General features: G+C 70.0%; 8 protein-coding genes and 1 pseudogene. 4 read left to right on the plus strand and 5 right to left on the minus strand.

Going from position 1 to position 11,502, the window contains the following annotated elements; genetic code table 11:
• Positions 1-57: 57 nt before the first annotated feature.
• The 5 genes and pseudogenes from ACFVM3_RS40710 to ACFVM3_RS40730 form a co-directional block, all read right to left on the minus strand.
• Positions 58-1,500, minus strand: coding sequence for a cytosine permease (locus ACFVM3_RS40710; protein WP_063274499.1), 1,443 nt, complete (start codon positions 1,498-1,500; stop codon positions 58-60).
• A gap of 19 nt (positions 1,501-1,519) precedes the next feature.
• The gene (locus ACFVM3_RS40715) at positions 1,520-2,926 is read right to left on the minus strand and encodes an aminobutyraldehyde dehydrogenase (RefSeq protein WP_378445122.1); all 1,407 of its coding nucleotides are present in this window, start codon (positions 2,924-2,926) and stop codon (positions 1,520-1,522) included.
• A pseudogene (locus ACFVM3_RS40720) lies at positions 2,923-4,570 on the minus strand (thiamine pyrophosphate-binding protein). Before ACFVM3_RS40720 ends, ACFVM3_RS40715 begins: the two are co-directional and overlap by 4 nt.
• Entirely contained in the window at positions 4,567-5,520 is a 954-nt protein-coding gene (gene speB / locus ACFVM3_RS40725; protein WP_378445123.1) for an agmatinase, read from the minus strand. The pseudogene ACFVM3_RS40720 and the gene speB overlap by 4 nt, the downstream one beginning before the upstream one ends.
• A 21-nt stretch (positions 5,521-5,541) precedes the next feature.
• Complete coding sequence (locus ACFVM3_RS40730; protein ID WP_378445124.1) at positions 5,542-6,993, minus strand: sodium:solute symporter; 1,452 nt, start codon at positions 6,991-6,993, stop codon at positions 5,542-5,544.
• A 111-nt stretch (positions 6,994-7,104) separates the two neighbouring features.
• Between ACFVM3_RS40730 and ACFVM3_RS40735 the strand changes: the two genes are divergently transcribed.
• From ACFVM3_RS40735 to ACFVM3_RS40750, 4 genes are all read left to right on the plus strand, one after another.
• A complete protein-coding gene (locus ACFVM3_RS40735) occupies positions 7,105-8,586 on the plus strand; it encodes a PucR family transcriptional regulator (protein WP_378445125.1) in 1,482 nt (493 codons plus the stop codon).
• Positions 8,587-8,737: 151 nt separating this feature from the next.
• Entirely contained in the window at positions 8,738-9,415 is a 678-nt protein-coding gene (locus ACFVM3_RS40740; RefSeq protein WP_007033550.1) for a response regulator transcription factor, read from the plus strand.
• Positions 9,412-10,539, plus strand: coding sequence for a sensor histidine kinase (locus tag ACFVM3_RS40745; protein ID WP_378445126.1), 1,128 nt, complete (start codon positions 9,412-9,414; stop codon positions 10,537-10,539). The genes ACFVM3_RS40740 and ACFVM3_RS40745 overlap by 4 nt, the downstream gene beginning before the upstream one ends.
• Before the next feature lie 26 nt (positions 10,540-10,565).
• Positions 10,566-11,390, plus strand: coding sequence for an aldo/keto reductase (locus ACFVM3_RS40750; RefSeq protein WP_378445127.1), 825 nt, complete (start codon positions 10,566-10,568; stop codon positions 11,388-11,390).
• The last annotated feature ends 112 nt before the right edge of the window (positions 11,391-11,502 follow it).

Raw genomic sequence — 11,502 nt, forward strand, 5'->3', positions numbered from 1 at the left:
GTTCTAACCCGAAACGCCACCCACGACCCGGCACGGAACAGACTTACCGGACAGCGCCTAGACCGCGACGGCCGGTTCCGCGACAGGCTCCGCGTACGAGTAGACCTCCCGCGGCTCGGGGAAGAGCTTCACCAGCACGGGATACGCGATCGCCGCCGTGCACAGCGTCACCACCATGCTGATGTCGACGCCGCCCGCGATGTCCTTGAACGGCCCGGCGATCATCGGGGTGTTGGCGGTCAGCAGGCCCAGCGTCGTCGCCGGGATCCACGCGGCCATCGCCCGCCAGTTCACCCCGCGGGTGAACCAGTAACGCCCGCCCTTGCGGCCCTGGTTGAACACCTGGAGGTCGTCCGGGTCGTAGAACCCGCGCCGCAGCACGAAACCGATCATCATGATCACCATCCACGGCGAGGTGCACAGCACGATCAGCGTCGCGAAGGCGTTGATGCTGGAGACCATGTCCAGCACGAAATTGCCGACGAAGATGAACACCACGCTGAGCGAGCCGATCAGCAGGGTCGCCTGCACGCGGCTCAGCTTCACGAAGATCGAACTGAAATCCAGCCCGGTCCCATAGAGCGACGTCGTGCCAGTCGACAGCCCGCCGATCAGGGCGACCACGATCAGCGGGATCGCGTACCAGAGCGGGGAGATCGCGGTCAGGCCGGTGATGTAGTCGGCCGGATCCGCGACCAGCGTCGCGGTGGCGATGCCGAAGCCGAACGGCAGCAACGTCGCCACCTGCGCCAGGAACGGTGCGGCCAGGAGGGAACGGCGGCTGTGGCGCGCGGGGATGTAGCGCGTCCAGTCGCCGAGGAAGGCGCCGAACGAGATCGGGTTCGCCATCGTGGTGAGCGCGGCGAGGATCCAGGTCGGCCAGAAGTCCCCGAGCGCGTAGGTGCCGGTGCCGGCGAACCCGGGATCGAAAGTGCCGCCGTAGGCCACGATGCCGAGCAGCATGATCGCCGTGCCCAGCACCACGGCGACCCGGTTCACCAGCAGCATGAACCGGTAGCCGTAGATGCACACCACCAGCGTGGCGATCGCGATGACGCCGTACGCGACACCGCGGAGCACTTCGCCGCCGTCGAAGCCGAAAAGCCGTTGTGCCGCCCCGGCGACGGCGTCGCCGCTCACCCAGACCGAGATGGCGAAGAACGTGATCGCGGTCAGCAGGGAGAGGAAGGAGCCGACACAACGGCCGACGACGCCGAAGTGCGCGCCGGAGGAGACGGCGTTGTTGGTCCGGGTGAGCGGGCCGAACAACGACATCGGCGAGAGCACCAGCGCGCCGACGACCACGCCCGCGACGGTGGCCGCGACCGCCGCCCAGAAGCTTAGGCCGAACGCGATCGGGAGCGTCCCGAGGATGATGGTGGCGAAGGTGTTCGCGCCGCCGAACGCCATCCGGAACAGGTCGCGCGGACGCGATGTCTGTTCCTCCGGCGGGATCGGCGCGATGCCGTGCTGCTCGACTTCGGTGACCTTGTCACCCATGGGGACCTCCGGTACGGCTTCAGGCGAAGCGGGTCATGACGTGCTTGACGCGGGTGTACTCGGCGAAGGAGTAGGACGAGAGGTCCTTCCCGTGGCCCGAGTGCCCGAAGCCGCCATGGGGCATTTCCGAGACCAGCGGCCCGTGGGTGTTGACCCAGACGCAGCCGAAGTCGAGTTCGCCCGAAACGCGGGTCGCGCGTGACAGGTCGTTGGTCCAGATCGACGACGCGAGCCCGTACGGGACGCCGTTGGCCAGGCGCACCGCCTCGTCCTCGTCCACAAAGGACTGGACGGTGATCACCGGGCCGAAGATCTCCTCCCGCACGATCTCGTCGTCCTGCTTCAGGCCGGAGATCACGGTGGGAGAGAAGAAGAAACCGCGGTCACCGGCGGGCACGCCGCCGGTCTCCACGCGGGCGTGCGACGGCAGCCGGTCGACGAGACCGCGCACCCGGCCGAACTGCGCCTCGCTGTTGAGCGGGCCGAAATCCTCGCCGGGTGTCTGCGCGGCGGCGGCCTTGGTCAGCTCCGCGACGAACTCGTCGTGGATCGCCGCGTCCACCAGCACGCGGCTGCCCGCGGTGCAGTCCTGCCCGGCGTTGTAGAACGCCGCCCCGACGATGCCCTCGGCCGCCTCGGCGAGGTTCACGTCGCCGAAGACCAGCAGCGGCGCGTTGCCGCCGAGTTCGAGGTGCGTGCGCTTGAGGTCGGCCGCCGCGACGGTGGCGACGTCGATCCCGGCGCGGGTCGAGCCGGTGATCGACACCAGCTCGGTGATCGGGTGCTTCACCAGCGCGCGGCCGGTGTCGCGATCGCCGCACAGCACGTTGAACGCGCCCTGCGGCAGGAACTCCGCCGCGACCTTCGCCAGCAGCACGGCCGTCGACGGCGTGGTCTCCGCGGGCTTCAGTACGACGGTGTTGCCCGCGGCCAGCGCGGGGGCGATCTTCCAGACACCCATCATCAGCGGGTAGTTCCAGGGCGCGATCTGCGCGCAGACGCCGACCGGCTCGCGGCGGATCGCGGACGTGTGGCCAGGCAGGTACTCCCCGGCCGCGGTGCCTTCGAGCTGCCGCGCCGCACCGGCGAAGAACCGCAGCGCGCTGACGCACTCCGGGATCTCCTCGTCCAGCACGACGGCGCGGATCTTGCCGGTCTCGCGGATTTCGAGTTCGGCGAATTCCTCCGCGCGGGCCTCCACCGCGTCGGCGATCTTCAGCAGCGCGAGCTGACGCTGGGCGGGAGTGCTCTTGCGCCACACCTTGAACGCCCGTTCGGCGGCGGCCAGCGCGGCGTCCACATCGGACTGCTCGGAGAGGACGCTGGTGCCGAAGACCTCACCGGTGGCGGGATCCACCAGATCGAGCGTCCGCGAGCCCGCCGCCGGTACCTCGGCGCCGTCGACGAAATTCAGGACCTGAGTCATTTCTTCTCCAGGTGGGTCGGCTCGAACATCTTCAGCAGGGCGGGGAGGACGACCATCGACGGACCGGGTGTGCCGAGGGCGTCGGCAAGGTCTTTTCCGACGGTGTCCAAAGAGGACACCGTGGCGGAGACGCCGAAGGACTGGGCCAGCGCGGCGAAATCGGGCCGCGCGAGTTCGGTGGCGGTGGACTGCCCGAAAGCGCCGGTCAGGTACTCGCGCAGGATGCCGTAGCCGCCGTCGTCGATCACGAGCCACGTGACGTCCAGCCCGTGCTGGACCGCCGTGGCCAGTTCCGCGATGCCGTACATCGCGCCGCCGTCGCCGGACACCGCGAGCGTCGGCCCGCCGGTCGCCGCCGCGCCGCCGAGCGCGCCGGGCAGGCCGTAACCGAGGCCGCCCGCGCCCTGCGCGGTGTGGATCGGCGCGCCATCGGGGTTCCACGCCGACCAGGCCCAGTAGGCCGCGATCGTCATGTCCCAGAACGTCTGCGTGCCCGCCGGGATCGCCGCACGGATGTCGTCGATCAGCTTGCGCTCGGTTTCGAGGGCTTGGCCGTCGAGCCGTTCGCGCACCTTGGCCAGCAGATCCGCGACCGCCTTCTCGGCGACGCCGTCGCTCTGCCGGAACGGAACCTGCTCCAGAAGACCTTGCAGGGCAAGGCGTACGTCGGCGTGGATGCCCAGGGCCGGGTAGTTCGACTCCAGTTTCCCGAGATCGGCCTCGATCTGGATCAGCCGGCCGCGCGGGGCGAATTCGCGGTAGTTGCTGGACAGCTCACCGAGCCCGGACCCCAGCACCAGCAGCACGTCCGCGGCCGAGAGGAACTCGGTGCTGTGCCAGTCTTCGAGCCAGGACTGCCCGGACAGTTCGTGGTCCCAGCCGAAGACACCCTTGCCGCCGAACGTCGACAGCACCGGCGCGCGCAGCGCCTCCGCGAGCGCCTTGAGCTCCGCCTGCGCGCCCGAGCGCAGGGCTCCGCCACCGGCGAGGATCACCGGATTCTTCGCCGCGCCAAGGAGATTCGCGGCTTCGGTGACGAGTTCCGGCAACGGTTCGAGTGGCGCGGGCCGTGCGGTCACCGAGGTGATCCGCGGCAGGTCCGTCGGCGCCAGCAGGATGTCCTGCGGGATCTCGACCCACACCGGGCCGTACGGCGCGGTCGCCGCCGACTCCCATGCTTCGCGCAACGCCGTCGGGATCTGGCTGACGGTGCGCCACGTGCACCGACTTCACCACATCGCGGAAACTGGCCTGCTGGTCGGGCAATTCGTGCAGGTACCCGTGCCGTCCGCCACCGAGCCCGGCCACCGGGATCTGACTGGAGATCCCGAGCACCGGTACCGACGCCGCCCGGGATTCCTGCAGGGAAGCCAAAGTCAGCAACGCGCCGGGGCCGGTCGACACGATCATCGGCGTCACCGGGACCGGGCCTTCGGGGTCCGCCGCGAGCCGGGCGCGGGCGTGCCCGTCGGCCGCGAACGCCAGGTTGTTCTCCACGCGCGAGCCGATGACGCGCAGGTCGTCCGTGCGCCGCAACGCTTCGAACAGGCCGAGCGCGTGCTGGCCGGGCAGGCCGAACACGGTGTCCGCGCCCAGCGCGTGCAGGGTTTCGACGACTACATCGCCGCCTATTCGTCGTGTCATTCGCTCTTTCCCAGGCTGAGCAGGCTCACCAGGTCGTAGGCGACGTGGGAGGCCGCGATGGCGGTGATCTCGGCGTGATCGTAAGCCGGGGCGAGCTCCACCACATCCGCGCCGACGAGGTTGCAGTCCCGCAGCCCGCGCAGGATCTCCAGCAGTTCGCGGCTGGTCATGCCCCCCGCTTCGGGGGTCCCGGTGCCCGGTGCGTGCGCGGGGTCGAGCACGTCGATGTCGACCGAGATGTAGAGCGGGCGGCCGCCGATGCGCTGGCGCAGCGCGTCGACGGTCTCGGCGACCCCGCGGCGCATGACGTCGCCGGAGGTGACGATGCCGAATCCGAGGCGGCGGTCCTCTTCCAGATCCCGCTTGCCGTACAGCGGGCCGCGCGTGCCGACGTGGGACAGCGCTTCGGTGTCGAGGAGGCCTTCCTCGGACGCCCGCCGGAACGGGGTGCCGTGGGTGTACGGCTCGCCGAAGTAGGTGTCCCAGGTGTCGAGGTGCGCGTCGAAGTGCAGCAGTGCCACCGGTCCGTGCTTCTTCGCCGCCGCCCGCAGCAGCGGCAGCGCGATCGTGTGGTCGCCGCCGACGGTCACCAGCCGCGTCCCGCCCGCGGTCAGCGCCTCGGCCTCGCTCTGCAGCGTCTCGATCGCCTCGCCGATGTTGAACGGGTTGAGCGCGATGTCGCCGGCGTCGACCACCTGCGTTTCGGCGAACGGGGAAACATCGAGTTCCGGGTGGTACGGGCGAAGGAGGCGGCTGGCCTCACGGAGCGCCGCGGGGCCGAACCGCGCGCCGGGGCGGTAGGACACCCCGGCGTCGAACGGCACCCCGACGACGGCGACGTCGGCATGCTCGACCTGATCGATCCGCGGCAGCCTCGCGAAGGTCGCGAAACCGGCGAACCGGGGCACCTTCGAAGAGTCGACGGGTCCGATCGGGGGCTGCTCAGGCACTGTGTCTCCTTCGAATGGTTTTCAGGACTGAGAAGCGGCGAGTTTCGCCTCTTCTTCTTCGGCGGCCGCGCTGCCGTTCAGGCGGCGGGTCCACACGGTGAGGATCTCGTCCGACGTACGCGGGGTGAGGAAGCTGACCAGCAGGTACACCGCGAGGCTGGACCCGAGGCCCCAGTAGATCGGGCTGTTGGCCTCGACACCGTCGACGAACATGAACGTGATGACCACGACGGTGCCGACGACCATCGACGCGAGCGCGCCCTGGCGGGTGCCGCGTTTCCAGGCGAGCCCGCCGATGATCGCGACCAGCAGGCCGCCGACGAGGATGTCGTAGGCGATGGTCAGCGCGTTGACGACGTCGTCCACGACCATCGCGATCCCGATCGCGGCGATACCGAGGACCAGCGTGGTGACCCGGTTCCTCGCGACCTCGTCCGCAGCCTTCTTGAGACGCAGCTTGGAAAGCAGGTCCGAGGTGCTGACCGTCGAGCACGCGATGAGCGCGCCGCTCGCGGTCGACATCATCGCCGACAGCGCCGCGGCGAGCACCAGCCCGCGGACCCCGGCGGGCAGCTGGTCCTCGACGATGGTCGCGAACGCGTCCTGCGCGCTGGCGAGGTTCGGGTACAGCGTCTTGGCCGCGGTGCCGATCAGCGCGCCGGCGAGACCGTAGACCAGGCAGTAGACGCCGGAGATGACGCCACCGCCGGTCGCGATGCCCGGCGTCCGCGCGGTGAAGACGCGTTGCCAGATGTCCTGGCCGATCAAGAGGCCGAAGCTGTAGATGAGGAAGTAGGTGAAGATCGTGTCACCGCCGATGGCGGTCAGTTCGAAGTAGCTCTCGTCCAGCCGCGCGGCCATCCCGTCGAAACCGCCCGCCGAGACGATCGAGACCGGCAGCAGGATGAAGAGGATGCCGATGGTCTTGATGACGAACTGGACGATGTCGGTCAGCGTGATCGACCACATGCCGCCCAGCACCGAGTAGAGCACCACGATCGAGCCGCCGATAGCGATTCCCGCCCAGCTCGGGACGTTGAACAGGACCTTGAAGATGGTGGCGAACGCCAGCGTCGAGGTGACGGTCAGCATCAGCGTGTAGCCCCACATGACCACACCGGAGATGGTGCTGGTCGAGCCGCCGTAGCGCAGGTCGAGCATCTCGCCGACGGTGTAGACGCGCAGTTTCACCAGCCTCCGCGCGAACAGCGTGTGGAGGACCAGGATGCCGACCCCGATCGCGATCACGAGCCAGGCGCCGGAGATGCCGTAGGTGTAGCCGAGTTTCACCCCGCCGACCGTCGAAGCGCCGCCGAGGACGACCGCGGACATCGTGCCCGAGTACAGGAACCAGCCGAGACGGCGGCCCGCGACGAGGTAGTCGGATTTGGTCTTGGCGAGCCGCAGCCCGAACCAGCCGACCCCGATCATGCCCGCTATGTAGAGCGCGATCACCGCGTAGTCACCGGCCACGGTGTCCTCCTTGACTTGGGGCTGTTCGCTTCGTTCGGGTCACCGTAGGTTCGTCCACGGCTTGAACGACATGGGATGATCCATCCGAACTCAGGGGTGAGTGAGGATGAAATGACCCAAAGCGGCGATCCGTTCGACTCGGATGTGAATGTCCCGTTACGGACCGTGGTCGGCAACCCGGAACTGGCGGTCGACCCGGTCGTGGAGACCCTGCGGCCGGGCGCGCTCGACGCCCCGGTGCGCTGGGCGCACGTCAGTGAGCTGCTGGATCCCGCGCCGTATCTGCTCGGGGCGGAGCTGCTGCTCACCGCCGGAGTGAACCTGCCGGTCGAGGCGGCCGAGGTCGACCGCTACGTCCGGCGGCTGGCCGAAAGCGGGATCTCCGCGCTGGGGTTCGGGCTCACACCGGGGGCCTACGAGACGCTGCCGCCGCGGTTGCGGACGGCGTGCGCCCGGCACGGGCTCCCGCTGCTGGTCGTCCAGCCGCGGACGCCGTTCCTGGCGATCAGCCGTGCGGTGTCGGTCGCCCTTGCCGAGGCCGGGCAGCGGGAACAGCGGCGGATCGCGGTCGCGCGCGAGGCGCTGACCAGGGCGGCCGGTGACGGGCTCGGTGAACTGGCCGGCGCGTTGGCCGCGCGGCTCGGGGCGTGGGTGGCCCTGGTCGGCGTCGACGATGTCCTCGCCGCGGACCACGGGGCGCCGTCGCCGCTGCCCGAGGAAGTCCGGGAACTCCTCGCCACGCTCCGGACGGGCCGGGGGATCCGCAGCGCGACGACGGAACTGGCCGACGGCACCCATGTCGTCGCGCAGCCGGTGTACCCGCAGGCGACGGCGTCGCATCTGGTCGTGATCGGTCGTGTGGCGCGGTTCGACGGCGCCGACCGCTCGATCCTGTCGGTCGGGGCGGCGCTGCTCGGGCTGGTGGGCCGCGCGGGTTCGGACGCGGCCGGGCTGGGCGCCACCGCCACGGCGTTGCTACTGGGCGAGACCGACGTGATCGGCGGGGACGAACGCCGACTGGTCGCGGGGATCGCGTACCGCCGCGGGCCGAACGAGGTCGCCGCCCGCTACGACTGGCTCCGCGCCCGGCTCGACACCCCGCTCGTGCGGTTGCGGCCAGGCCCGCGGTTCACCGCGATCGTCCGCGAGGCGCCGGAAAACGACGACCTCGACCGGCTCCGCGCCGACGGCTGGCTCGCGGTCGTGGGCTCGCCCGTCCCGCCCGCACGGCTTCCCGAAGCGGCGGGGGAGATCGAGCTGCTGCTGACGCGGGCCGCCGCGCTGGAACGGCCGATCGTGGCGGAAGGCACCGCGGGGCTGGACGCGCTGATCGATCCGGGCGTCGCCGCCGGGTTCGCCGCCCAGGCGCTGGCGCCACTGCGCGAACTCGACCGGAAGGGCGACCGCGAACTGGTCGGGACGCTGCGCACCTGGCTTGCGCACCACGGCGGCTGGGACCGGACGGCCGCCGAACTCGGCGTGCACCGCAACAGCGTCCGGCACCGGATCGGGCAGATCGAACGGGCGCTGGGGGTGGACCTGGCGGATCCGGAGACCCGCATGCGGCTGTGGTTCGCCCTGCGCTGGGCGTGAAGGGCTCGGGTGCCCTTGGGGCCGGGCGTCGCGAAAGCCACTTTCGGGACACCAAACGTCTCGAAAGTGGCTTTCGCGACATCCGAGACCGCTGGTCACGGTCGGTCGGTCCAATAAGGTCACTCTCAGGAATGTGTGGCAACGTAGGGTCGTGCGAATTCTGGTAGTCGAAGACGAAGAACCCCTCGCCGACGCGATCGCACGCGGCCTGCGGCGCGAGGGCATGGCGGTGGACATCGCGCTCACCGGTGACGACGGGCACGAGAAGGCCGCCGTCACCCGGTACGACGTCGTGCTGCTCGACCGCGACCTCCCCGGCATGTCCGGCGACGACCTGTGCCGCGAGATCGTCGCGTCCGGCGAGCTGACCCGCGTCCTGATGCTCACCGCGAGCAGTTCCGTCTCGGACCGCGTCGACGGGCTTTCCCTCGGCGCCGACGACTATCTCGCCAAGCCGTTCGCCTTCCCCGAACTCGTCGCGCGTGTGCGGGCGCTCGGCCGCCGTGCGACCCCGGCCGCGCCGCCGCTGCTGACGTCGGGCGACGTCGAGCTGGACCCGGCGAGGCGGACCGTCCGCCGCGCGAGCGGTCCGGTCGAGCTGACCCGCAAGGAGTTCGGCGTACTGGAGGTGCTGCTGTCGGCCGCCGGTTCGGTGGTCAGCAGTGAGGAACTGCTCGAACGCGTGTGGGACGAGAACGCCGACCCGTTCACCACCACCGTCCGGGTCACCGTGATGACCCTGCGCAAGAAGCTCGGCGAGCCGGGCATCATCGAGACCGTCGTCGGCTCCGGCTACCGGGTGCCGGAGCAGGGGACCGCACGCGGGTGAACCTGTCCGGTGCCCGCAGCCTGCGCGCGCGGGTCACGCTGCTCGCGACCGGGCTGGTGGCACTGGTCAGCCTCCTGCTGCTCTGGCTGACCTGGAACCTGGTCGGCGACGCGGTTTCCGCCGTCCCGCGGCTGCCGCCGGGCACCACGGTGCGGGTCGACGGGGTCGACGTCGACGCTTCCGCGGTCACCGAGCATCTGCGGGTGTACGCCAGGAACCGGGTGCTGCTCTTCGGCGCGGTCGCGTTCTGTTTCGTCGTGCTGGCGGCGGGGATCCTCGCGTGGACGTTCACCGCGCGGGTCCTGCAACCGCTGCGCGAGATCACCGGTACCGCGCGGCGCCTGTCGATCGAATCGATGGGCGAGCGGATCGGCGAGGTCCGCACGAAGGACGAGCTCGCCGAACTGGCCGAGACCTTCGACGACATGCTCGACCGGTTGCAGGCCGCGTTCGACGCACAACGGCATTTCGTCGCGAACGCCAGCCACGAACTGCGGACACCCCTCGCGGTCATCCGCACCGAACTCGACGTCACCCTGGCCGACGAGCACGCGGACGAAGCCGAGTTACGCCGGATGGCGGGTGTGGTCCGCGACGCGACCGAGCGGGCCGAACGGCTGGTCGGTTCGCTGCTGCTGCTCGCGCGCACGGACGGCGCGGGACTGGTGGCCAGGGAACCGGTGGATCTCGCGGTGATCGTCGCGAGCGCGTGGCGCGCGGCGCGGCCGGACGCGGAGAAACGCGGTCTCCGCGTCGAATTCGCGACCCAGGGCGCGCCGACGTTCGGCGATCCGGCCCTGCTGGAGCGGATCGCGGGAAACCTGCTGGAGAACGCCGTGCGGCACAACGTCGACGGCGGGTGGCTGGACGTCGTCACGCAGGCGGGTCCACAGTGGTCGGTGCTGCGGGTGCGGTCGTCCGGCGGCCTGCTCGACCCGGCCGCGGTCCCCGAACTGTTCGAACCGTTCCGCCGCGCCGGTGTCGCCAGGACCGCCCGCACCGGCGCCGGGCTGGGGCTTTCGATCGTGCGGGCCGCGGTCCAGGCGCACGGCGGCACGGTGTCCGCGGAACCCGTTGTGGGCGGCGGTCTTTCGGTGACCGTGCACCTTCCCGCTCTGCCTTGACCCCCGGCTGGGGTTACTGTTCGACCATGGTCCCCAGTATTCGGCTGAACAACGGCACGTCCCTCCCACAGCTCGGGTTCGGGGTGTACAAGATCGGCGACGACGAGGTCGTGGCCGCGGTCCGCACCGCCATCGAGGCGGGTTACCGGGCCATCGACACCGCGACGCTGTACGCCAACGAACGCGGAGTCGGCGAGGCCGTCCGCACCAGCGGGCTGCCCCGCGAGGAACTGTTCGTCACCACGAAACTGTGGAACACCGAGCACGGCTACGACTCGGCGCTGCGTGCCTTCGACACCAGCCTGAGCGAGCTCGGTCTCGAATACGTCGACCTGTACCTGATCCACTGGCCGCTGCCCGCGCAGGACAAGTACGTGGAAACGTGGCGGGCGCTGGAAAAGATCGCTTCCGACGGCCGGGCCAAGGCGATCGGCGTCTCGAACTTCCAGATCCCGCATCTGGAGCGGCTGATCGAGGAGACCGGGATCGTCCCGGCGGTGAACCAGATCGAATGCCACCCGTGGCTGCAGCAGCCGTTGCTGCGGAACTTCCACGAGAAGCACGAGATCGTCACCGAGGCCTGGGGGCCGCTGGCGCGCGGCGGGGACCTGCTCGCCGACGAGAAGATCACCACGGTCGCGGAGAAGCACGGCAAGACGCCGGCGCAGGTCGTGCTGCGCTGGCATGTCGAGATGAACCATCTGGTGATCCCGAAATCCGTCACGCCGGAACGGATCAAGGAGAACATCGACGTCTTCGACTTCGCGCTCGACGCGCACGACGGCGCCGCGATCGCGACCCTGGAGCAGGGGAAGCGGCTGGGACCGGACCCGGACACCCTCGGCTCGTGAGTGGTAAGGACGGTTCTAACCGCTTGGGTTCTAGTGGTCGTCGCAGCATCTGATGTGGAGGTGTTGTGGTGGCTGGGATACGTCGTCGTTGGTTGCCGCGGGATGTTCGGGT

Source organism: Amycolatopsis sp. NPDC057786, from assembly GCF_042797905.1.
In the GTDB taxonomy this organism is placed as follows: Bacteria; Actinomycetota; Actinomycetes; order Mycobacteriales; family Pseudonocardiaceae; genus Amycolatopsis.